22 protein-coding genes and 1 other RNA gene are annotated in these 21608 nt (G+C 55.7%); 7 read left to right on the top strand and 16 right to left on the bottom strand.

Annotation, left to right across the window (positions count from 1 at the left end; translation table 11 throughout):
• Positions 1 to 45: 45 nt before the first annotated feature.
• The 4 genes from garK to FHC51_RS02620 all read left to right on the top strand — a co-directional run bounded on the left by garK (position 46) and on the right by FHC51_RS02620 (position 4583).
• The gene (gene garK, locus FHC51_RS02635; RefSeq protein ID WP_220434858.1) at positions 46 to 1191 is read left to right on the top strand and encodes a glycerate 2-kinase; all 1146 of its coding nucleotides are present in this window, start codon (positions 46 to 48) and stop codon (positions 1189 to 1191) included.
• A gap of 32 nt (positions 1192 to 1223) precedes the next feature.
• Positions 1224 to 1601: RNase P RNA component class A (rnpB, locus tag FHC51_RS02630), an RNA gene on the top strand.
• 324 nt (positions 1602 to 1925) lie between these two features.
• Complete coding sequence (locus FHC51_RS02625) at positions 1926 to 3257, top strand: amino acid permease (RefSeq protein WP_220434857.1); 1332 nt, start codon at positions 1926 to 1928, stop codon at positions 3255 to 3257.
• Between the two features lie 21 nt (positions 3258 to 3278).
• Complete coding sequence (locus FHC51_RS02620; protein ID WP_220434856.1) at positions 3279 to 4583, top strand: serine dehydratase subunit alpha family protein; 1305 nt, start codon at positions 3279 to 3281, stop codon at positions 4581 to 4583.
• Between the two features lie 38 nt (positions 4584 to 4621).
• Here the strand turns inward: FHC51_RS02620 and FHC51_RS02615 are convergent, their stop codons facing one another.
• Positions 4622 to 5323 (bottom strand): pirin family protein, encoded by a 702-nt coding sequence (locus FHC51_RS02615; RefSeq protein WP_103824896.1) that lies wholly within the window; start codon positions 5321 to 5323, stop codon positions 4622 to 4624.
• A 105-nt stretch (positions 5324 to 5428) separates the two neighbouring features.
• On the opposite strand from FHC51_RS02615, the gene yhaJ reads away from it, so the two are divergent.
• On the top strand, positions 5429 to 6325 hold the full coding sequence (gene yhaJ, locus FHC51_RS02610; RefSeq protein WP_103177135.1) for a DNA-binding transcriptional regulator YhaJ: 897 nt from the start codon (positions 5429 to 5431) through the stop codon (positions 6323 to 6325).
• 44 nt (positions 6326 to 6369) lie between these two features.
• Here yhaJ and FHC51_RS02605 read toward each other — a convergent pair whose 3' ends face one another.
• From FHC51_RS02605 to FHC51_RS02555, 11 genes are all read right to left on the bottom strand, one after another.
• A complete protein-coding gene (locus FHC51_RS02605; RefSeq protein WP_103824895.1) occupies positions 6370 to 6735 on the bottom strand; it encodes a DUF805 domain-containing protein in 366 nt (121 codons plus the stop codon).
• A 107-nt stretch (positions 6736 to 6842) separates the two neighbouring features.
• Positions 6843 to 7829: a glutathione S-transferase family protein gene (locus FHC51_RS02600; protein ID WP_103824894.1), complete on the bottom strand. Its 987-nt coding sequence runs from the start codon at positions 7827 to 7829 to the stop codon at positions 6843 to 6845.
• Positions 7830 to 7894: 65 nt separating this feature from the next.
• The gene (locus FHC51_RS02595; protein ID WP_168194671.1) at positions 7895 to 8287 is read right to left on the bottom strand and encodes a DoxX family protein; all 393 of its coding nucleotides are present in this window, start codon (positions 8285 to 8287) and stop codon (positions 7895 to 7897) included.
• Between the two features lie 225 nt (positions 8288 to 8512).
• Positions 8513 to 8827: a YqjK-like family protein gene (locus tag FHC51_RS02590; protein WP_103177131.1), complete on the bottom strand. Its 315-nt coding sequence runs from the start codon at positions 8825 to 8827 to the stop codon at positions 8513 to 8515.
• A complete protein-coding gene (locus FHC51_RS02585; protein ID WP_103177130.1) occupies positions 8824 to 9222 on the bottom strand; it encodes a phage holin family protein in 399 nt (132 codons plus the stop codon). Before FHC51_RS02585 ends, FHC51_RS02590 begins: the two co-directional genes overlap by 4 nt.
• A 2-nt stretch (positions 9223 to 9224) precedes the next feature.
• Complete coding sequence (locus FHC51_RS02580; protein ID WP_103177129.1) at positions 9225 to 9530, bottom strand: YqjD family protein; 306 nt, start codon at positions 9528 to 9530, stop codon at positions 9225 to 9227.
• A 29-nt stretch (positions 9531 to 9559) separates the two neighbouring features.
• Positions 9560 to 9928 (bottom strand): DUF1090 domain-containing protein, encoded by a 369-nt coding sequence (locus tag FHC51_RS02575; protein WP_103824891.1) that lies wholly within the window; start codon positions 9926 to 9928, stop codon positions 9560 to 9562.
• A 154-nt stretch (positions 9929 to 10082) separates the two neighbouring features.
• Positions 10083 to 10466, bottom strand: a complete 384-nt coding sequence (gene mzrA, locus FHC51_RS02570) for an EnvZ/OmpR regulon moderator MzrA (RefSeq protein WP_103180990.1) — start codon at positions 10464 to 10466, stop codon at positions 10083 to 10085.
• A gap of 4 nt (positions 10467 to 10470) precedes the next feature.
• Positions 10471 to 11133 (bottom strand): DedA family general envelope maintenance protein YqjA, encoded by a 663-nt coding sequence (yqjA, locus tag FHC51_RS02565; RefSeq protein WP_059307126.1) that lies wholly within the window; start codon positions 11131 to 11133, stop codon positions 10471 to 10473.
• Positions 11134 to 11483: 350 nt separating this feature from the next.
• Positions 11484 to 12260, bottom strand: coding sequence for a transcriptional regulator ExuR (gene exuR / locus FHC51_RS02560; RefSeq protein ID WP_103824890.1), 777 nt, complete (start codon positions 12258 to 12260; stop codon positions 11484 to 11486).
• A gap of 177 nt (positions 12261 to 12437) precedes the next feature.
• Complete coding sequence (locus tag FHC51_RS02555; protein ID WP_220434855.1) at positions 12438 to 13736, bottom strand: MFS transporter; 1299 nt, start codon at positions 13734 to 13736, stop codon at positions 12438 to 12440.
• Positions 13737 to 14207: 471 nt separating this feature from the next.
• Here FHC51_RS02555 and uxaC point away from each other — a divergent pair, with 471 nt between their 5' ends.
• Positions 14208 to 15620 (top strand): glucuronate isomerase, encoded by a 1413-nt coding sequence (uxaC, locus tag FHC51_RS02550; RefSeq protein ID WP_220434854.1) that lies wholly within the window; start codon positions 14208 to 14210, stop codon positions 15618 to 15620.
• Between the two features lie 17 nt (positions 15621 to 15637).
• Positions 15638 to 17125 carry a UxaA family hydrolase gene (locus FHC51_RS02545; protein WP_220434853.1) on the top strand — a complete coding sequence of 496 codons (1488 nt, stop codon included), beginning with the start codon at positions 15638 to 15640 and terminating at the stop codon, positions 17123 to 17125.
• A gap of 86 nt (positions 17126 to 17211) precedes the next feature.
• On the opposite strand, the gene sstT is transcribed toward FHC51_RS02545, so the two are convergent.
• The 4 genes from sstT to FHC51_RS02525 all read right to left on the bottom strand — a co-directional run bounded on the left by sstT (position 17212) and on the right by FHC51_RS02525 (position 21564).
• Positions 17212 to 18453: a serine/threonine transporter SstT gene (gene sstT / locus FHC51_RS02540; protein ID WP_220434852.1), complete on the bottom strand. Its 1242-nt coding sequence runs from the start codon at positions 18451 to 18453 to the stop codon at positions 17212 to 17214.
• Between the two features lie 297 nt (positions 18454 to 18750).
• On the bottom strand, positions 18751 to 19719 hold the full coding sequence (locus FHC51_RS02535; protein ID WP_103824885.1) for a TerC family protein: 969 nt from the start codon (positions 19717 to 19719) through the stop codon (positions 18751 to 18753).
• 272 nt (positions 19720 to 19991) lie between these two features.
• Positions 19992 to 20990, bottom strand: coding sequence for a Gfo/Idh/MocA family protein (locus tag FHC51_RS02530; protein WP_220434851.1), 999 nt, complete (start codon positions 20988 to 20990; stop codon positions 19992 to 19994).
• A 70-nt stretch (positions 20991 to 21060) separates the two neighbouring features.
• A complete protein-coding gene (locus FHC51_RS02525) occupies positions 21061 to 21564 on the bottom strand; it encodes a YgjP-like metallopeptidase domain-containing protein (RefSeq protein WP_220434850.1) in 504 nt (167 codons plus the stop codon).
• Positions 21565 to 21608 lie beyond the last annotated feature (44 nt).

Genomic DNA, 21608 nt, shown 5'->3' with positions numbered 1-21608 from the left:
GAACGCGCCCGCTATTTTTGCCTTAAGCGGTAACAGGCTATAACTATGAAAATCGTAATCGCCCCTGACTCTTACAAAGAAAGCCTGTCTGCCACCGAGGTAGCGCAGGCGATAGAAAAAGGCTTTCGGGAGATCTTTCCCGATGCAGAGTATGTTTCGGTTCCCGTGGCGGATGGCGGGGAAGGCACGGTTGAAGCGATGGTTGCCGCCACCAATGGCACGATGCAGCATGCAGTAGTGACGGGGCCACTGGGCGAAAGTGTCAATGCCTGCTGGGGGATCTCCGGCGATGGCGTGACGGCGTTTATTGAGATGGCGGCGGCGAGCGGACTGGCACTGGTTCCTCCAGCCCAGCGCAACCCGCTGATTACCACCTCCCGCGGGACGGGCGAGCTGATCCTCGCGGCACTCGATAAAGGTGCGCGCAATATCATTATCGGGATTGGCGGCAGCGCCACCAACGACGGCGGCGCAGGGATGGCTCAGGCGCTGGGGGCAAAACTGACCGATGCCAACGGCACCGAGATTGGCCACGGCGGTGGCAGCCTGATGGCGTTAAACAATATTGATATTTCGTCGCTCGACCCGCGTCTCAAAACCTGCGCGATCCGGGTGGCCTGCGATGTGAGCAATCCGCTGATCGGCGATCAGGGTGCTTCCCGCATCTTCGGCCCGCAGAAAGGGGCGACAGAAGCCAACATCGTCGAGCTCGACAACAATCTTTCTCACTACGCCGATGTGATTAATACCGCGCTGCGTATTGATGTCAAAAATGTCCCTGGCGCGGGTGCGGCAGGCGGCATGGGCGCCGCGCTGATGGCATTCCTCGGTGCGGAGCTGAAAAGCGGCATTGAAATTGTCACCCAGGCGCTGAATCTCGAAGAGCATATTCATGACTGCACCTGGGTGGTGACCGGCGAAGGACGCCTGGACAGTCAAAGTATTCACGGTAAAGTGCCGGTGGGCGTGGCGCGCGTCGCCAGTAAATATCGCAAGCCGGTCATCGGCATCGCCGGCAGCCTGACCAGCGACGTCGGAATTGTGCACCAGTACGGCATCGACGCGGTGTTCAGCGTCCTGACCAGTATCAGCACCCTGGAAGAGGCGTTCCGCGGCGCGTTTGACAATATTTATCGCGCCTCGCGCAATATTGCCGCCACCCTGCGGGTAGGGATGCTCACCGAAGGGTGACAGCGGGGCGCAAACCCTCTATACTGCGCGCCGAAGCTGACCAGACAGTCGCCGCTTCGTCGTCGTCCCTTTCGGGGGAGACGGGCGGAGGGGAGGAAAGTCCGGGCTCCATAGGGCAGGGTGCCAGGTAACGCCTGGGGGGGAAACCCACGACCAGTGCAACAGAGAGCAAACCGCCGATGGCCCACGCAAGTGGGATCAGGTAAGGGTGAAAGGGTGCGGTAAGAGCGCACCGCGCGGCTGGTAACAGTCCGTGGCACGGTAAACTCCACCCGGAGCAAGGCCAAATAGGGGTTCACATGGTACGGCCCGTACTGAACCCGGGTAGGCTGCTTGAGCCAGTGAGCGATTGCTGGCCTAGATGAATGACTGTCCAACGACAGAACCCGGCTTATCGGTCAGCTTCAACTTATTACTAAAACCCCGCTTCGGCGGGGTTTTTGCTTTCTGGTGTCAGTCACGTACCAGCGATCAACAACCCGCGCATGTCGCGGGTTTTTTATTCCTTGAAGTGCGTCACAATGAGAAAAATGGTCCCGCTTATTTTGCCAAAAGAGTAATTTTTTCTTTTTTCAGTCAAAAGCCACACTAACGTTGTGATTTTTTTCTCTTCCTCTCCGGATATGATATTTCCACACCAATAACAAGCGCCTGCACCTCTCTGGCTCATTATCGCTGATGAGCAGATATCCATAAAAAATAACTGTTTACCCTACAAAATAAGCGAGAGCCTAATGGATACGGCGACAAATAATAGCGTAATTGTGAACGACTCACCGGCAGCAAGACGGGCTGGAATGAGCGAGAGTGAATGGCAAGAAGCAATTAAATTCGACAGCAATGACACCGGTTGGATAATCATGAGTATCGGCATGGCAATCGGTGCCGGTATTGTTTTTCTCCCGGTCCAGGTGGGATTAATGGGCCTGTGGGTTTTTCTGCTCTCTTCCATCATTGGTTATCCGGCGATGTATCTCTTTCAGCGCCTGTTTATTAATACGCTGGCGGAATCGCCGGAGTGCAAAGATTATCCGAGCGTGATCAGCGGTTATCTGGGTAAAAACTGGGGCATTCTGTTAGGAGCGCTCTATTTTGTCATGCTGGTTATCAGGATGTTTGTTTATTCCACGGCGATCACCAATGACAGCGCCTCTTATCTGCATACCTTCGGCGTGACGGACGGTTTACTGTCAGAAAACCCGTTCTATGGCTTATTACTGATCTGTATCCTGGTGGCGATCTCATCCCGGGGTGAAAAACTGCTGTTTAAAGTCTCCAGCCTGATGGTGCTCACCAAACTGCTGGTGGTGGCGGCACTGGGGGTCTCGATGATTGGCATGTGGCACCTCTATAATGTTGGCGCGCTGCCGCCGATGGGGCTGCTGATCAAGAATGCCATTATTACCCTGCCGTTTACTCTCACCTCCATTCTGTTTATTCAGACCCTAAGCCCAATGGTGATCTCCTACCGCTCCCGCGCAAAATCGATCGAAGTGGCACGGTACAAAGCCCTGCGGGCAATGAATATCGCGTTTGGCATTCTGTTTGTGACGGTCTTTTTCTACGCGGTCTCTTTTACCCTGGCGATGGGGCATGAGGAAGCGGTCAAAGCCTATGAACAGAATATTTCCGCCCTGGCAATTGCTGCGCAGTTTATTAGCGGTGATGGCGCGGGTTGGGTAAAAATCGTCAGCGTTATTCTGAATATCTTCGCTGTGATGACAGCTTTCTTTGGCGTCTATCTCGGCTTTCGTGAAGCGACGCAAGGCATCGTGATGAATATCCTGCGCCGCAAATTTCCGGCGGATAAAATCAATGAAACTACCGTACAGCGCGGCATTATGGTGTTTGCCATACTGCTTGCCTGGAGCGCCATTGTATTAAACGCTCCTGTGCTGAGTTTCACCTCTATCTGCAGCCCTATTTTCGGCATGGTGGGCTGTTTAATTCCGGCGTGGCTGGTCTACAAGGTCCCTGCGCTGCATAAATACAAAGGCGTGTCGCTGGTGATTATTATTATCACCGGGCTACTGCTTTGTGTTTCTCCTTTCCTCGCTTTTTCCTGATGTGCAATAAAGGTCGTAACGATGTCTGAGCAAATAAACCCTCTATGGAACCTGTTTATTCACGCGGTGCAGGAAGAGGTTAAACCTGCCCTGGGATGTACAGAGCCTGTCTCGCTGGCACTGGCCTGTGCCATCGCGGCTGAACAATTAAGCGGAGACATTACGCAAATTGAGGCGTGGGTTTCACCGAATTTAATGAAAAATGGGCTGGGTGTAACGGTACCGGGTACCGGCATGGTTGGCCTGCCTGTTGCGGCTGCGCTGGGGGCGATTGGGGGTAATCCCCGGGGCGGGCTGGAGGTGTTAAAAGATGCTTCGCCCGAGGCGATTGCCCACGCTAAAGCGTTACTGGCGGCAGGAAACGTGCAGGTAAAACTGCAGCAACCCTGCGACGAAATCCTCTCTTCCCGCGCCACTGTCTATGCCGGGGCGGAATCGGCAAGCGTCACCATTGCGGGAGGGCATACGCGGGTCGTGCAGATCAGCTATCAGGGCGAAACACGCTTTATGCTGGATGAGCAGCCGCAGAGCTCTGGCGGCGATCCCCTGAGGGTGCTGTCGAGCACGTCGCTGTCGCAGATCCTGGAGTTTATCGAGCATGTTCCGTTTTCCGCCATTCGTTTTATCCTGGAAGCCGGGCATCTAAACGATGCGCTCTCCCGGGAGGGATTAACCGGCAAATGGGGACTCCATATTGGCGCGACGTTGCATAGACAGCAGGCGCGTGGCTTTATCGACCAAGGGTTAGGATCGGAGATTATCATCCGCACCAGCGCCGCGTCAGATGCCCGAATGGGCGGCGCGACACTGCCCGCCATGAGCAATTCCGGCTCGGGTAATCAGGGGATCACGGCAACGATGCCAGTTCTGGTCGTGGCGGAATATCTCCAGGCTGACGAGGAAAAACTGGCGCGGGCGCTGATGCTTTCGCACCTGTCGGCGATTTATATCCATTACCAGCTGCCTCGCCTGTCGGCATTGTGCGCTGCGACGACCGCGGCCATGGGTGCGGCAGCCGGTATGGCATGGCTGCTGGACGGGGGCTATAAGGCGATTGAGATGGCAATCAGCAGTATGATTGGCGACGTCAGCGGAATGATCTGCGATGGAGCATCGAACAGCTGCGCGATGAAAGTCTCAACCAGCGTCAGCAGTGCCTGGAAATCGGTAATGATGGCGCTTGATGATTGCGCCGTGACCGGCAATGAAGGGATTGTGGCGCACGATGTTGAACAGTCCATCGCCAATCTGTGCTCGCTCGCATGCCGTTCGATGCAGGCAACGGATAAACAGATCATTGAGATCATGGCGGAGAAAGTCGCCTGAAATAACGGCCTCTCCTTGTGCAGGGAGAGGCCGCCTGTTCAGACCGGCAAATCAATCAGCAGTGCCCGCAGCGGCGTGTCAGCCACCAGAGTGATATTCGCCTCGTCGCGAATAAACGCACCATCTCCGCAGGTCAGCGCTTCGCGCTCCTCAGCGGGCGTTTGCGCATGTACCGTACCGTGAATAGATTGCAGGTAGGCGCGCGGGCCGTGCAGCTGAAAACTCAGGCGCTCCCCTTTATCCAGCTCGATATGATGCAGCCACACCTGCTGGCGGAGCTGCAGGCTGCCTGCGCTACCATCCGGCGAGGCCAGCAGCTGCTGTTTGGCATCCAGCAGATCGATCTTCTGGAGCAGCGGGTTTTCCCGCTCCGGGCAGGCATCCAGCCACAGTTGCATCCGCGTCAGCGACTTATCTTTGCTGAGGTTATGTTCGCTATAGCTGATACCTGGCTGGGTGGCTATCAGCAATGCTTCACCGGCTTTCGCCTGGACGTGGTTGCCCTCGCTGTCGCGATACTCTGCTTCGCCTTCAAGAATGAGGTTCAGGATATCCACTTTTGGATAGGTACGCGGCTGGAACGAAGCTCCGGGTGCAAGTACCTCCTGGTTCAGTACACGTAAAGAGGCATAGCCCAGCAGTTTCGGGTCAAAGTAGTGTCCAAAGGAAAAGGTGTAGCGGGCCTGCAGCCAACCGAAATCGGCTTGTCCGCACTGTTTAGCTGTTCTTGTCGTAATCATAAAACTTGACCTCTCTTTACACTAAAACAATGGTAAAGGTATGGACGCTGCATTGTTAGCCAGATATTCTGCCCGGTATGTTCAAATTTCCTGAATGAGAACACCATGGCTAAAGAGAGAGCATTGACCCTTGAAGCACTGCGTGTGATGGACGCGATCGATCGACGCGGTAGCTTCGCCGCAGCAGCGGATGAACTGGGGCGCGTGCCATCTGCCCTGAGTTACACCATGCAGAAACTGGAAGAAGAGCTGGATGTGGTGCTGTTTGACCGCTCTGGTCATCGAACAAAATTCACCAATGTCGGCCGCATGCTGCTGGAGCGCGGGCGCGTGTTGCTGGAAGCGGCGGATAAACTGACCACCGACGCCGAAGCGCTGGCCCGCGGCTGGGAAACGCATCTGACGCTGGTCACCGAAGCGCTGGTACCCACCACTGCGCTCTACCCGCTGGTGGATCGCCTGGCAGAAAAAGCCAATACCCAGCTTTCTATTATCACCGAGGTGCTTGCCGGGGCGTGGGAGCGCCTGGAGCAGGGCCGGGCGGATATCGTGATCGCGCCGGATATGCACTTCCGCTCCTCGTCCGAAATCAACTCTCGCAAGCTCTATACCGTGATGAATGTCTATGTCGCCGCACCGGATCACCCGATTCATCAGGAACCCGAGCCGCTGTCGGAAGTGACTCGCGTAAAATACCGCGGCGTGGCGGTGGCCGATACTGCCCGCGAGCGCCCGGTATTAACCGTTCAGCTGCTTGATAAACAGCCGCGCCTCACCGTCAGTACCCTGGAAGATAAACGTCAGGCGCTGCTGGCCGGGCTGGGTGTGGCAACCATGCCGTATCCGTTCGTTGAGAAAGATATTGCCGAAGGGCGGCTGCGGGTAGTGAGCCCGGAGTACACCAGTGAAGTGGATATCATTATGGCGTGGCGTCGTGACAGCATGGGCGAGGCCAAATCCTGGTGTCTGCGTGAGATCCAGAAGCTCTTTACCCAGAAGTAATGTCTATTGTAGGCCCGGCAAGCACAGCGCCGCCGGGCAATGCCTCAGCGGTTTAGCAACGGATCCGGCCCAAACCGGTTTTCACCTTCCGTTCCGCGCTGGCAGTTGAAGATCAGAATAATGATCCAGCCGAGTACCGGGATCAGCACCAGCAGCAGCCACCACGCCGAACGATCGGTATCATGCAGCCGACGAAAGAGCACGGCCCACGATGGCAGAAGTACCAGCAAGCCATACACGGTGGTGATAATGCCTTCGCCGCCAGCTCGCTCCCAGCCCAGCATCTTGTCGATCAGCCCCAGCACACAAACCAGAATGAAGTTCACCAGAGTAAACATCCAGAACTCTTTGCGGCGGGCGCGCCCTTTAAACCCGATATAATTTCGCAGTACTTTCAGATACCAGTCCATTTCTTGTGGCCTCCGCAGCAATTAATCACTTGTTTTTTAAGCGATCCACTAAAGCATAGACGGGAATAAAAGGGGGGTAAAGGGCGCCAGAAAAGCGCCCCTGAGGTTTAGCCGAAGCGGACGTCGCGCCCGTGGGGTTCAGTCAGATCCTGCCACGGGCCAATGGAGATAATGCCCGTCGGATTAATGGTTTTATGGCTGCGATAGTAATGGTTACGGATATGGTCAAAATCGACCGTCTCCGCAATCCCCGGCATCTGATAGATGTCGCGCAGGAAACCGTACAGGTTGAGGTAATCGCTGATCCGGTGTTTGTCGCACTTGAAGTGGGTCACGTAAACCGGGTCAAAGCGCACCAGCGTGGTCCACAGACGGATATCGGCTTCGGTCAATTGGTCGCCGGTGAGATAGCGGTGCTGGCCGAGGATCTGCTCCAGCCGCTCCAGCGAGGCAAAAACATTGGTCACGGCTTCGTCGTAGGCTTCCTGGCTGGTGGCAAATCCGGCCTTATAGACGCCGTTGTTCACGTTGTCGTAAATCCAGCTATTCAGGTCATCAATTTTATCGCGCAGCGCGGGCGGGTAAAAATCGCCTGCCCGGGCGCCGTGAGCATCAAACGCGGTGTTAAACATGCGGATGATCTCGGCTGACTCATTGCTGACGATGGTCTGATTTTTCTTGTCCCACAGTACCGGAACGGTAACGCGGCCAGTATAGTGCGGGTCGGCGCGCAGGTAGAGCTGGTAGAGAAAATCATGGTGATAGAGCGAGTCGCCAGTCGCCGCCGGGAAATCATCGCCGAAAGTCCAGCCGTTCTCCAGCATCAGCGGATGCACCACCGAGACGGGGATCAGCGATTCCAGCCCCTTCAGGGCGCGGACGATCAGGGTGCGATGCGCCCACGGACAGGCCAGAGAAACATAGAGGTGGTAACGATCTTTCTCCGCCGCAAAGCCGCCTTCGCCGCTTGGGCCAGGCGCGCCGTCGGCGGTGAGCCAGTTACGGAAGGCCGAAACAGAACGTTTGAAACGTCCCCCGGTTGATTTGGTGTCATACCAGGTATCCTGCCAGACGCCGTCTACAAGTTGTCCCATCTTTTCCTCCTTAGATAGCAAAAGCGAGGAGAAATCTCCTCGCTTTTTGATTCAGTATAGCGTGCTTACCACTTCTTATTCAGGACGCGGTCGATGCTGTATGCGCCCGGGCCGGTGATAGCCAGCAGCAGGTAACCGCCTGCGATAGTCAGGTTTTTCATGAACATCAGCGAGTTCACCCCTTCCGCAAAGTTGCTGTGGAACAGGAACGCGGTCAGCAGGGTGAAGCCTGCGGTGAACAGTGCGGTAGTCCGGGTCAGGAAACCGAACAGAATGGCCAGGCCACCCCCCAGTTCAAGCAGAATGGTCAGCGGCAGCAGGAACCCCGGAACGCCCATCGCTTCCATATACTGTTGCGTGCCGGCATAACCCCCGATTTTGCTCCAGCCTGCGGTAATAAACAGGATTGGCATCAGAACGCGCGCTACCAGTACACCAACATCTTCTAATTTTTTCATCTTACTCTCCAGGGAACCACTTGGGCTGTAAATACTATTTGTTGTGCAAAATCGGGCGGATGCCGCGGTCTCGCTGTCGATGGAGAGAATCATAAACGGGGCGAATGGGGATTGTTAGCAAGGAAAACTGTCAATCTTCTTCAAAGATATTGAGTAATGTGAAGGGAGGGAAAGGATAAAAGTAAAGCGCCAGGAGGCGCTTTACAGGGTGAGGCAGGGTAGACGTCAGCGGGTTTCTTGTTTGCGGAGCTGCTGCTGGGTAAGGGTGGTTTTAATCATCTTCCACGCGCTCCAGATGCCCAGACCGCGGCGCGCCCAGCGGATCAGCATATTCGGATGACGCACGGCCCTCACCGCCAGAATGCTGCTCCCTATCAGCGCCCACGCCCGCAGGTTCAGAAACATATTCCACCCGCGGTCATAGCTGTGCGTGGCTTCCAGCCAGTCGCGGCTGCCAGCCGACAGATCCAGCCGTTGCTGCTGGATCTGGCTCAGCAAAAATGCCTTTTCTCGCTCACGTTCCGCTCGGCTTCTGCTCACTTTTTGTCATCCTCCAGCAGTGACCGGTCGTTGGCGAGTTCCTTACGGGTATGATGTAGCAGGGTAGACTGGCGCACTTTGCGCATCGTCCATATTCCCCCTATCAGAGCAGCAAGCAGTAGCACCACGGTGGTGCCAATCATCACATTAAGACGATACTGCGGATCGACTGCCCAGATAATCAATACCATCAGGCTCATCAGGCCAAAGGCGGCGAAGAGCATGGTCAACCCCAGCATCAGTAGCAGTTGGAAGAGATTCGCTTTCTCTTCTTCCAGTTCGACCACTGCCAGCCGGATACGCGTCTCTGCGATGCCGACGAGAGTAGTCAAAATCCGCTGTCCGATACCGAGAACGTTTTTTGCGGGCCCTTGTGGTTGACGTGAATCTTCCATAATTAACGTCGCGTAAGCAGCATGCCGATGACAACGCCAACCGCAGCACCGATACCTACGCCGGCCCACGGATTCTCACGCACATACTCATCAGCGCGCGCGGCGGCCTCACGGGTCTGTTTCGCCAGTGCATCGCTGGTTTCGCCCAGACGATAGCGGCTTTCGTGCAGGGCCTGCTCCGCTTTATTACGCAGTTTGCTCAGCTCTTCTTTCGACTTATTGCCAGAGGAGCTCAGTACCTCTTCCAGGGTATCCGCCAGGGACTTCAGTTCAGCGCGTAAATGGTCTGACGTGGTATCTTTTGACATGATTCTCTCCTGTTACGATGTCCGTTAAATCAGTAATCGCGAGACTCCAGCGCTTTCAGTTCGTTCTGCGCTTCTTGCAGTTTCTGCTCACGTTTGGCAACTTTGTCTGCATCGCCTTTCTCCTTTGCCTCCGCCAGATCCCGGCGGCGTTCAGCAATTTCTTCTTTCTGTTCGGCAATCTTGCGCTGGTGATCGGCGCGCAACTTGTCATCGGAACAGTTCGCTTTCACTTCGCTCAGCGCTTTATTCAATCCGTTGATTCTGCTCTGATTGTTATGCTTTTCAGCGTAACTGATCTCGCGTTGAATATCCTGTTCCTTCTCCTGACAAAGAGACGAAGCGAACGAAGCTGTGCTCAAAGAAAAAAGGGCGAGGCCCAGGGCGATGCGGTAATTCATTGTTGAAACCTTCCATTGTTTTCGACGTAACCTGCGGAAATGTCGAATTCCAGAGTCGTGCGGAGTACGTGTGAGAGGTGCTCCGCGTACTTAAGCATAGTAAGTAAACGGGGATATCACCAAAGTAAGTGAAAAGATTCAGAATAGTGGAAATTTAGCCTAACAGACGTGATGTATCACGCAGACGGGTCAGCCAGACCACCGCCTGATTGTCATTATCCTGTTGAGCAATGATATAGCCATGCGGCAGGCTGCGATCGAGCACCTTCTTCGCGGCAGCGCTCTGTACGCTGGAGTCGAAGGTGATCAGCAGCACATCTTTCTGCGGGGTAATACTTTTGAACTGAATGCCATTGGCATCCAGGTGATGCCAGATGGAGAAACCATCCGGCATGCTGACGCCCTGATTGACCGCGCGGATCGCCAGCGTCGATTCCTGTTTTTGCAGCGCCGCCCAGGCCAGCAGCAGGGCGCTGAACATCACCAGCGCGACCATGGCGTAAGAGAGACGGCGCATTGACGCGTTAGGATTGGCCATGTCGTTAGCCCTGACTTCCATGTTTTTTCTTCCAGAGAACCACCAGCGAACCAATCAGCCCGAACACCAGCAGCACGACCGGCAGCAGCATCAGGCAGGACATCAGCTGATCTTCATATTTCAGGAACACCGGCGTTTTGCCGAGCAGATAACCCAGCGTAGTAAGGATCAGCACCCACAGCAAGCCACTCATCCAGTTAAAGAACTGAAAGCGCGTGCTGCTAAGACCAGACAGACCGGCAATGGTTGGCAGCAGGGTGCGGACAAAGGCGATAAAGCGGCCCACCAGCAGCGCGGAAAGCCCGTGCTTGTGGAACAGGTGATGCGCCCGCTGATGATAGTGCGCCGGCAGGTGCGATAGCCAGTTTTGCACGATACGCGTATTGCCAAGCCATCGCCCCTGGATATAGCTCAACCAGCAGCCGAGGCTGGCGGCAATGGTCAGCAGCAGGACGGTTTGCGGAAATTGCATTGCCCCTTTTGCGCACAGCACACCCACCAGCACCAGCAGACTATCGCCAGGCAGGAAAGCGGCAGGGAGGAGACCGTTTTCAAGAAACAGAATCATAAACAGGACAAAATAGAGCATGCCAATCATGGACGGATTGGCCAGCGTTTCGAAATCCTGAGCCCATAAGGCATTAAGTAGTTGGGTCAAAAGTTCCATTCAGTGTTCCTGGAAAGCGGTTAACGACGCACCTGTCAACCGGGTCAAACAGCACGGCGACATTTTTTATAATTTCATTATGGTCGCTCGCGGACACAGTGTGTGGCCAAACTGTTCCCTGTTAAATGGCTAAGTAAGCAAGCACTAACTAACAAGCTAAACGGCAAATTGCATCTAATTGTAACAAACGCCAATGGGATCCGTCACAGTATTTGCATGTACCGCAGATAGATTTTGTCTTAACCCAGGGAGGAGACGCGAGGCTATTTACAAAGGCTGACACTATATATGTTTACTTACCCACCGTGGCCGGAAGGCGCAGCGAAGCGCCTGCCGATGCGTGAAGAAAACTATTTTGCGTGACTTACAGCGCTATCGAGGTGAACCACCGGATTCTCAGCAAAAAGATAGCGGTCAGCGTTAAATTCGAAGTCGTCACTGGTTTCATTGAACAACATCTGTTTGGTGTTTTCGAGATGCTGCCACATCGCCACTTTTGCCGCATGCGGGTCTTTACGAATCAGCGCCTTAAGGATTTGGTCATGATCGTCACACCAGTTATCCACGGTGCGGGAATCGATGTGATCGTGCAGTTTTTTCCAGTAGGGGTTATGAACGCGCTGAGTCCACATTTTTTCGACGATTGCCGCAAGTGCGGTGTTTTGCGTCGCCAGCGCCACCTGGACATGAAACTGCAGGTCCCACTCAGAGTCGCGGAAGCATTTTTCTTTGCGCGCGTTATCCTGGATCTCCATCAGCTTCATGATGTCCTGCTTGGTCACCTGCGTCGCCGCAAACTCGGCGATATTACTCTCAATAAGCTGACGAGCCTGGAGCAGCTCAAAGGGACCGTAATTGGCAAATTCCAGATTTTCTTCCGGGGCCGGGGAGTGTTTTGGCTGGCTGGAGATGACATGAATGCCGGAACCTTTACGCACTTCAACATAGCCTTCCACTTCCAGCATGATGATGGCTTCACGAACCACGGTGCGGCTTACGCTCTTCTCATCAGCGATAAAACGCTCGGCAGGTAATTTGTCGCCTACCAGATAAACGCCTTGCTCGATGCGCGATTTCAGTTCGGCAGCAAGTTGCTGATAAAGACGACGGGGTTCGTTGATTTCCATATGCGCTCCAGGCAGGGTATGGCTAATGATTTGTTATACCACTTTTACCCCTTTCTCTCCAGATTTGACCCGCAAAAAAGCCGCTCGGGAGCGGCTTTTATATACCAGGTCGCACTTCGCTTGCGCGCCCTGGCGGTTTAGTAGGCCGGGTAAGCGAGGCGTCACCCGGCAATAAATCTAGCTCTGAGTCGCGGGCCTTCCAACGGACTCTTGCAACAGCTCCTCTGCGGACTTGCTTTTCAGCACCGTCCAGATAAGCACCGCACCCAGCAGGTCGAAGACAGCCAGTACTGCGAACAGCGGGCTAAAGCCGATGGTGTCAGCCAGCGCACCGACCACCAGGGCGAACAGGGTGCTGGCGGTCCAGGCTGCCATCCCGGTCAGGCCGTTAGCGGTCGCCACTTCATTACGACCGAAGACGTCAGAAGAGAGGGTGATCAGCGCTCCGGAGAGAGACTGGTGAGCAAAGCCCCCGACGCACAGCAGCGCAATCGCGACATACGGGCTGGTGAACAGACCAATCATCCCTGGGCCAATCATCAGCAAGGCACCCATGGTCACAACCATCTTACGGGAGACAATCAGGTTTACACCAAACCAGCGCTGGAACAGCGGTGGCAGGTAACCCCCGACGATACAGCCCAGGTCTGCGAACAGCATTGGCATCCAGGCGAACATGGCGATCTCTTTCAGGTTAAAGCCGTAAACTTTAAACATGAACAGCGGGATCCAGGCGTTGAACGTCCCCCATGCAGGCTCAGCCAGGAAGCGCGGCAGAGCGATACCCCAGAACTGACGGGTAGCCAGGATCTGCAGGACAGACATCTTCTTGCCGTTATTGGTCTGGTGCTGGGACTCCTGGCCGCCGATGATGTAGTCGCGTTCTTCATCAGAGAGCTTCTTCTGATCGCGCGGGTGTTTGTAGAAGATCAGCCAGGACATCGCCCAGGCGAAGCTCAGCACGCCGGAGAGAATAAACGCCAGCTGCCAGCTGTGCATCACGATAGCCCACACCACCAGCGGCGGAGCAATCATCGCGCCGATAGAGGAACCCACGTTGAAGTAGCCCACCGCGATGGAACGCTCTTTCGCCGGGAACCACTCGGACGCCGCTTTCAGACCTGCAGGGATCATCGCCGCTTCCGCAGCACCTACCGCGCCACGGGCCAGCGCCAGACCACCCCAGCTGCCTGCCAGCGCGGTTGCGCCGCAGAAGATGGCCCAGGTGACGGCGAATACGGCATAGCCAACTTTCGTACCCAGAATATCCAGCACGTAGCCTGCTACCGGCTGCATGATGGTATAAGCCGCGGAATAGGCCGCGATAATATAGGAGTATTGTTGCGTGGAGATATGCAACTCTTCCATTAGCGTTGGCGCAGCCGCCGCTATGGTATTACGCGTCAGGTAGCCCAGCACGGTGCCGAGCGTCACCAGTGCGATCATGTACCAACGTAACCCTTTAATTTTACGCATGTAAAACCTCATCGTTATGTTATTGCCGCACCGGAGTACGGGCATCTCTATGCATTGCGTGAGATGTTTTCAACGGGAGGGCGTAACCGGGAATGCTCCCGGTACGGCCCGAACCTTGCCATAAGTAACGTGCATAATTCGGTATCCTTACCGCTGAGTCCGACGCCTGTGGCACCGGTAATGCATTCCGTCGGCTTATAATTTGCGACGGCAGAACGATAACTTGTCATACAACTTTAAAAGGTGAGTGACATCACAAATGTGTCAATAATTGTAAGGGTAATGTCGAGGTTGCGTCAGGCCAGAGCTGGCGCAGTGTTGAGCGGTGTTTACTCCTTTGGGCGTAGATTATTTGTCGACGTTTATTGATCTAACTCACGAAAAAATCATCGGCCTCTGGAAATTGGTGTGATAACTTTGCAGCATCTGAACATTGCTGTTTTCTGACGTGCCCGTTAAGAGGATGACGACATGACTCCGTTTATGACTGAAGATTTTCTGTTAGATACCGAATTTGCCCGCCGCCTGTACCATGATTACGCGAAAGACCAGCCGATTTTCGACTACCACTGCCACCTTCCGCCGCAGCAGGTTGCCGAAGATTACCGTTTTAAAAACCTGTATGACATCTGGCTGAAAGGCGACCACTACAAGTGGCGCGCCATGCGTACCAACGGGGTGGCTGAACGCCTCTGTACCGGCGATGCGTCTGACCGTGAAAAATTCGATGCCTGGGCCGCGACCGTGCCGCACACCATTGGTAACCCGCTCTACCACTGGACCCATCTGGAGCTGCGCCGTCCGTTCGGGATCACCGGCAAGCTGCTCTCTCCGTCTACCGCGGATGAGATCTGGAACGAATGTAATGAGCTGCTGGCCCAGGATAAATTCTCTGCCCGCGGCATCATGAAGCAGATGAACGTGAAGATGGTCGGTACCACCGACGATCCGATTGACTCTCTGGAGCATCACGCCGTTGTCGCGAAAGACAGCTCGTTTGACGTGAAAGTGCTGCCAAGCTGGCGCCCGGATAAAGCGTTCAACATTGAGCAGGCGACCTTTGCCGACTACATGGCGAAGCTGAGTGAAGTCTCTGATACCGAGATCCGCCGTTTCGGCGATCTGCAGACCGCGCTGACGAAGCGTCTGGATCACTTCGCGGCTCACGGCTGTAAAGTGTCTGACCATGCGCTGGACGTGGTGCTGTTTGCTGAGGCGAACGAAGCCGAGCTGGACAGCATCCTGGCGCGCCGCCTGGCGGGTGAAACCCTGAGCGAGCATGAAGTGGCGCAGTTCAAAACCGCAGTGCTGGTCTGGCTGGCGGCAGAATATGCCCGTCGCGGCTGGGTGCAGCAGTACCACATTGGCGCGCTGCGCAACAACAACCTGCGTCAGTTCAAACTGCTGGGCGCCGATGTCGGTTTCGACTCCATCAACGACCGCCCGCTGGCGGAAGAGCTGTCGAAACTGCTGAGCAAACAGAACGAAGAGAACCTGCTGCCAAAAACCATTCTCTACTGCCTGAACCCACGCGATAACGAAGTGCTGGGCACCATGATCGGTAACTTCCAGGGCGAAGGGATGCCGGGCAAAATGCAGTTCGGTTCCGGCTGGTGGTTCAACGACCAGAAAGATGGCATGGAGCGTCAGATGACCCAACTGGCGCAGCTCGGTCTGCTGAGCCGCTTTGTTGGCATGCTGACCGACAGCCGCAGCTTCCTTTCTTATACTCGCCATGAATATTTCCGCCGCATTCTGTGCCAGATGATTGGCCGTTGGGTCACCGCAGGCGAAGCGCCGGCCGATATCCAGCTGCTGGGCGAAATGGTGAGAAACATCTGCTTTAACAATGCGCGCGACTACTTCGCTATTGAACTGAACTAAGGCCGTCTGAGGTTGATATGCAATACATCAAAATCCATTCGCTGGATAACGTTGCGGTCGCGCTGGCCGACCTGAGCGAAGGCCTGGAAGTGACGTTTGACAACCAGACCGTCACCCTGCGCCAGGATCTGGCGCGCGGGCACAAGTTTGCCCTGCAGCCGATTGCCAAAGGGGAGAACGTTATCAAATACGGTCTGCCTATCGGCCATGCCCTGGCGGATATCGCGGCGGGTGAATTTATTCACTCCCACAATATGCGCACCAATCTGAGCGATCTGGATGAGTACAGCTATCAACCTGAGTTGCTGGCTGAGAGCCGCCAGGCGGCAGATCGTGACGTTCAGATCTACCGCCGCGCCAGCGGTGAGGTGGGGATCCGCAATGAACTGTGGATCCTGCCCACCGTCGGCTGCGTCAACGGCATCGCCCGTCAGATCCAGAGCCGCTTCCTGAAAGAGACTAACCAGGCGGAAGGCACCGACGGCGTCTTCCTGTTCAGCCACACCTACGGCTGTTCCCAGCTGGGTGACGACCACATCAACACCCGCACCATGCTGCAAAACATGGTCCGCCACCCGAACGCCGGGGCGGTGCTGGTGATTGGCCTCGGTTGTGAAAACAACCAGGTGGATGCCTTCCGTGAAACGCTGGGGGATTTCGACCCTGCCCGCGTTCACTTTATGGTGTGCCAGCATCAGGAAGATGAAGTGGAAGCCGGTCTGGAGCATCTGCATGAGCTCTATGAGGCGATGCGCCATGATAAGCGTGAGCCAGGCAAGCTGAGCGAGCTGAAGTTTGGTCTGGAGTGCGGCGGCTCGGATGGGCTGTCCGGCATTACCGCTAACCCGATGCTGGGTCAGTTCTCTGATTATGTCATCAGCAACGGCGGCACTACCGTGCTGACCGAAGTGCCTGAGATGTTCGGCGCCGAGCGGATCCTGATGAGCCATTGCCGCGACGAAGCGACGTTTGAAAAGACCGTCACCATGGTCAACGACTTCAAGCAGTACTTTATCGCCCACAACCAGCCGATTTACGAGAACCCATCCCCGGGTAACAAGGCGGGCGGGATCACCACGCTGGAAGAGAAATCCCTCGGCTGTACCCAGAAAGCGGGTGCCAGCCAGGTGGTGGACGTCCTGCGCTACGGCGAGCGGTTGAGCACGCCAGGTCTGAACCTGCTAAGCGCGCCGGGTAACGATGCCGTTGCAACCAGCGCCCTGGCGGGGGCAGGCTGCCATATGGTGCTGTTCAGCACCGGTCGCGGCACCCCGTACGGCGGTTTTGTGCCAACGGTGAAAATTGCCACCAACAGCGAGCTGGCAGCGAAGAAAAAGCACTGGATCGATTTCGATGCCGGTCAGCTGATCCACGGCAAAGCGATGCCGCAGCTGTTAACGGAATTCGTGGATGTGATTGTGGATATCGCCAATGGCAAACAGGCCTGCAACGAGAAAAACGACTTCCGCGAGCTGGCGATCTTCAAGAGTGGTGTGACGCTGTAGGTGTGGTGTCGGGTGGCGCTAACGCTTACCCGACCTACGAACCAAAATCAGGCCCGGTAAGGCGTAGCCGCCACCGGGCTTTTTTATTAACTACGTAAAGCGTTCTTAGCCAGACGCGCATCTTCAGCCTGACACGCCGCAGCGGTAAACAGCACGTCGGTGGAGGAGTTCAGCGCGGTTTCGCAGGAGTCCTGCAGCACGCCAATGATAAAGCCCACAGCCACAACCTGCATCGCCACTTCATTCGGAATACCGAACATGTTGCAGGCCAGCGGGATCAGCAGCAGAGAACCGCCCGCCACACCCGATGCACCACAGGCGCACAGCGACGCCACAACGCTCAGCAGCAGCGCGGTTAACAGGTCGACCGGCACGCCCAGGGTATGCACGGCAGCCAGGGTCAGCACGGTGATGGTGATCGCCGCACCTGCCATGTTCACCGTCGCACCCAGCGGGATAGAGACGGAATAGGTATCCCGATCCAGGTTCAGCTTCTCGGCCAGGGCCATGTTAACCGGAATGTTTGCCGCGGAGCTGCGGGTAAAGAAAGCGTAGACGCCGCTCTCACGCAGGCAGGTCAGCACCAGCGGATACGGGTTACGGCGGATCTGCCAGAACACCAGCAGCGGGTTGATGACCAGCGCCACCAGCAGCATGCAGCCAACCAGCACGACCAGCAGTTGCGCATAGCCCCACAGGGTTTCAAAGCCGGTTGTCGCCAGCGTGGAGGAGACCAGGCCGAAGATACCGATCGGCGCAAAGCGGATAACGATCTTCACCATAAAGGTCACCGCGTTGGACATATCGTTAACCAGGTTTTTGGTGGTCTCGTTACTGTGGCGCAGGGCGAAGCCCAGCCCGACGGCCCATACCAGAATGCCGATGTAGTTAGCATTCAGCAGCGCGTCAATCGGGTTAGAGACCATGCTCATCAGCAGGCCGCGAAGCACTTCCACGATGCCCGATGGCGGAGTGATATCGCCCGCTGCAGAGGTGAGGTGCAGCGTGGACGGGAACACGAAGCTAAAAATGACCGCCGTCAGCGCGGCAGAGAAGGTGCCCAGCAGATAAAGGAACAAAATCGGGCGAATGTTGGTTTTCTGTCCTTTCTGGTGGTTGGCAATGGAGGCCATAACCAGCATCAGTACCAGGACTGGGGCGACGGCTTTTAACGCGCCAACGAACAGGGTGCCGAGCAGGCCGGTGGCAATTGCCGCCGGTTTGGAAACCAGTGCCAGTAAAATACCCAGCACCAGGCCTACCAGTATTTGTTTAACAAGGCTGCCCTGCGCCAGACGCGCGAGCAAACCCGGGGATTGCATGGTCATAAAAATTCCTTCAGTGAGATTGCGTTCCGTCCCGGAGATGCTCTCAGGCACTTATATTCCGGTTAGAGGTGTGTGTTTGTCAGGATGAGTATATTGAATGCGCGAAGTCTGGGAAGAGCAAAATGCTGGAATTTACGTACTGCGTCATGTTTTTTAACTGTCTGGTTACATTTTTGCCGGGTGGCGCGTTTTACTCCTCTGTGTGTTGTCATGCCGGGTGGCGCTGCGCTTACCCGGCCTACAAAACCGTAGGCCCGGCAAGCGTCGCGCCGCCGGGCACCAGACCGCACAATCCCCTTACTGGATCTGCCGCTTCTTATCGTTCTGGTGGTTCACCCAGGCGTTGATAAGCAGGGTCACAACCAGGATGCCAAACACCACGCCCAGCGAGATGGCGATCGGGATGTGATAGAAATCGACAATCAACATCTTAATGCCGATAAAGACCAGGATCACCGACAGACCATACTTCAGCATTGAGAAGCGCTCCGCCACGCCCGCCAGCAGGAAGTACATCGCACGCAGGCCGAGGATCGCAAAGAGGTTTGAGGTCAGCACGATGAACGGGTCAGTGGTCACCGCGAAGATGGCCGGAATACTGTCGACCGCGAAAATCACATCGCTCAGTTCCACCATGATCAGCACCAGCAGCAGCGGCGTGGCAAACAGCAGGCCGTTTTTACGCACGAAGAAGTGCTCGCTTTCGATGGTGTCGGTCATACGCATATGACCACGCAGCCAGCGCACCAGCGGCTTCTCGCCAATACCGGTTTCATCTTCCTTCGCCAGCGCCATCTTCACGCCGGTAAAGAGCAGGAAGGCGCCGAAAACGTACAGCAGCCATTCGAACTGGGTAATGAGCCAGCTACCGGCGAAGATCATGATGGTACGCAACACGATCGCGCCCAGCACGCCATACACCAGCACCCGACGCTGCAAGGCTGCAGGCACCGCGAAATAGCTGAACAGCATCAGCCAGACAAAGACGTTGTCCACCGCCAGGGCTTTTTCAATCAGATAGCCAGTGAGGAACGCCAGCGCCTGGGGATCGGCCACCGCGCGGCCTTGCGTAATGGAGAGATACCACCAGAAGGCGGCACAGAAGAGCAGCGAGAGCGTGACCCACACCAGCGACCAGGCGGCCGCCTGCTTCATGGTCATGCCATGCGCGCCGCGCCGACCCTGCAAAAAGAGATCGATCGCCAGCATGATGACCACAACTATGGCGAATCCTCCCCACATCAGCGGAGTACCGACAGTATTCATACAATTTTCCTTCCACAAAAAAAAACGGCTAACGTCAGAAGACGATAGCCGTTGCGTTTTTTGTGCATAGACCTCGCCTTCCGGCAAGGTCTCACTTACAACAAGAAAGGAATACGCTCACGTATTCCTTTTTCGTTGCCCGGCGACCGGATGCGGTATTACACGCATCGTAATGACGATCCACCGACCAGGAAGTTACTCCCCTTTGCAGGTAACAAAATATGTCAGGCCATTGGTTTCGTCAATGGCCTGCACGAATTCATTACACAGCTTTACGCGGTAACTTCTGCGTTAAGGCCGTCAGCCGGGAAAACCACCCCCGTCTGGCGACGGATCTCAGTTTGCAGCTTCGCCGTGGTACGGCTCACCGCAAGGCCCGGATGGTTAACTTCCTGGGTTTCGACCAGACGCGCAAACACCTCTGCCTCATACAGCATAGTGTTGATATGCTGAGGCTGCGTCAGTTCCTGAGGCTTGCCGCCGCGCGGGACGTAGCTCAGCTTCTGGCACTCAGAGATCTTCTCGATCACCAGCGCGCCGTTTTCGCCCTGGATCTCGCTTGGCAGCACCGAGTCACTCACTTTGGAGTGCTGCAGCGTCACGCTGAAATCGCCATAATCCAGCACCACCAGGCCGTGGGCATCCACGCCGCTTTCCAGCAGGCTGGCGGTCGCCTGCACCCGGTGCGGCTCGCCCCACAGCGCCACCGCCGAGGCCAGGCAGTAGAAACCGATATCCATAATCGAGCCGTTGGAGAACTGCGGATTAAAGGTGTTCGGATTCTCGCCGTCCAGGTAGCGCTGGTAGCGCGACGAGTACTGGCAGTAGTTGATAAAGGCTTTGCGGATGCGGCCCACTTTCGACAGCGACTGCTGCAGCAGCAGGAAATTCGGCAGGCTGGCGGTTTTGAAGGCTTCGAACAGCACCACCTGGTTTTCCCGCGCAAGGGCAATAGCGGCTTCAACCTCACCGATATTAGAGGCCAGCGGCTTCTCGCAAATCACATGTTTTTTATGGCTGAGGAACAGCTTCGTCTGCGGGAAGTGCAGAGAGTTGGGGCTGGCAATATAAACCGCGTCAATCGCATCGCTTTGCGCCATCTCCTCCAGCGAGGTAAAGAGATGTTCGACGAGGTAGTCGTTCGCAAAGGTCTGGGCCTGTTCAAGGCTGCGGGAATAGACTGCGGTAAGTTTATATTTGCCGGTCTCATGGGCGGCATCGACGAACTGACGGGTGATCCAGTTCGTCCCAATGACTGCGAAACGTATCATAAACGTTTACGTACTCCGTAGCAGGGAACCTTTAGCCACTGTAGCACGTCATCATGACAAATCGCGTGCGCTAATCCGCATTACTCTTTAACGATAGATGCGTCAGCCACAGCCGGGTATCAAACTCCAGCTGATGGTACTGCGGCTCCATGTGGCAGCAGAGGGAATAGAAGGCTTTATCGTGCTCCTTCTCTTTCAGGTGCGCCAACTCATGCACCACGATCATGCGCAGGAACGCCTCCGGCGCGTTGCGAAACACGGTCGCCACGCGGATTTCGGCTTTGGCCTTCAGCTTGCCGCCCTGCACGCGGGAGATGGCGGTATGCAGACCCAGCGCGTTCTTCAGGACGTGGATCTTGTTGTCGTACATCACCTTATTGATCGGCGGGGCGCTCTTCAGGTAACGGCTTTTGAGATCCTGCGTATACTGCCAGAGCGCTTTATCGGTGGCGACATCGTGGGTGTCCGGATAGCGTTTTTCCAGCACCGCGCCCAGCTTCTGCTCGGTAATCAGGCTACGAACCTGAGAAAGTAAATGCTCCGGGTAGCCCTGGAGATAAGGAAGTTGGTTCATCAAAAGCCCACATCAGTGTGAAAACGGGTATACTCACGCACCCT

Origin of the sequence: Leclercia sp. EC_58 (assembly GCF_019584355.1) — a bacterium.
Lineage (GTDB): Bacteria > Pseudomonadota > Gammaproteobacteria > Enterobacterales > Enterobacteriaceae > Enterobacter.
Note: the sequence above shows the minus strand (reverse complement) of the source record. Positions and strands in the feature narration are given on the sequence as shown.

Excerpts from the sequence above, each read along its gene's own strand:
- garK (WP_220434858.1), top strand. The coding sequence starts at position 46 with ATGAAAATCGTAATCGCCCCTGACTCTTACAAAGAAAGCCTGTCTGCC.
- FHC51_RS02625 (WP_220434857.1), top strand. The coding sequence starts at position 1,926 with ATGGATACGGCGACAAATAATAGCGTAATTGTGAACGACTCACCGGCA.
- FHC51_RS02620 (WP_220434856.1), top strand. The coding sequence starts at position 3,279 with ATGTCTGAGCAAATAAACCCTCTATGGAACCTGTTTATTCACGCGGTG.
- FHC51_RS02615 (WP_103824896.1), bottom strand. The coding sequence starts at position 5,323 with ATGATTACGACAAGAACAGCTAAACAGTGCGGACAAGCCGATTTCGGT.
- yhaJ (WP_103177135.1), top strand. The coding sequence starts at position 5,429 with ATGGCTAAAGAGAGAGCATTGACCCTTGAAGCACTGCGTGTGATGGAC.
- FHC51_RS02605 (WP_103824895.1), bottom strand. The coding sequence starts at position 6,735 with ATGGACTGGTATCTGAAAGTACTGCGAAATTATATCGGGTTTAAAGGG.
- FHC51_RS02600 (WP_103824894.1), bottom strand. The coding sequence starts at position 7,829 with ATGGGACAACTTGTAGACGGCGTCTGGCAGGATACCTGGTATGACACC.
- FHC51_RS02595 (WP_168194671.1), bottom strand. The coding sequence starts at position 8,287 with ATGAAAAAATTAGAAGATGTTGGTGTACTGGTAGCGCGCGTTCTGATG.
- FHC51_RS02585 (WP_103177130.1), bottom strand. The coding sequence starts at position 9,222 with ATGGAAGATTCACGTCAACCACAAGGGCCCGCAAAAAACGTTCTCGGT.
- FHC51_RS02580 (WP_103177129.1), bottom strand. The coding sequence starts at position 9,530 with ATGTCAAAAGATACCACGTCAGACCATTTACGCGCTGAACTGAAGTCC.
- FHC51_RS02575 (WP_103824891.1), bottom strand. The coding sequence starts at position 9,928 with ATGAATTACCGCATCGCCCTGGGCCTCGCCCTTTTTTCTTTGAGCACA.
- mzrA (WP_103180990.1), bottom strand. The coding sequence starts at position 10,466 with ATGGCCAATCCTAACGCGTCAATGCGCCGTCTCTCTTACGCCATGGTC.
- yqjA (WP_059307126.1), bottom strand. The coding sequence starts at position 11,133 with ATGGAACTTTTGACCCAACTACTTAATGCCTTATGGGCTCAGGATTTC.
- exuR (WP_103824890.1), bottom strand. The coding sequence starts at position 12,260 with ATGGAAATCAACGAACCCCGTCGTCTTTATCAGCAACTTGCTGCCGAA.
- FHC51_RS02555 (WP_220434855.1), bottom strand. The coding sequence starts at position 13,736 with ATGCGTAAAATTAAAGGGTTACGTTGGTACATGATCGCACTGGTGACG.
- uxaC (WP_220434854.1), top strand. The coding sequence starts at position 14,208 with ATGACTCCGTTTATGACTGAAGATTTTCTGTTAGATACCGAATTTGCC.
- FHC51_RS02545 (WP_220434853.1), top strand. The coding sequence starts at position 15,638 with ATGCAATACATCAAAATCCATTCGCTGGATAACGTTGCGGTCGCGCTG.
- sstT (WP_220434852.1), bottom strand. The coding sequence starts at position 18,453 with ATGACCATGCAATCCCCGGGTTTGCTCGCGCGTCTGGCGCAGGGCAGC.
- FHC51_RS02535 (WP_103824885.1), bottom strand. The coding sequence starts at position 19,719 with ATGAATACTGTCGGTACTCCGCTGATGTGGGGAGGATTCGCCATAGTT.
- FHC51_RS02530 (WP_220434851.1), bottom strand. The coding sequence starts at position 20,990 with ATGATACGTTTCGCAGTCATTGGGACGAACTGGATCACCCGTCAGTTC.
- FHC51_RS02525 (WP_220434850.1), bottom strand. The coding sequence starts at position 21,564 with ATGAACCAACTTCCTTATCTCCAGGGCTACCCGGAGCATTTACTTTCT.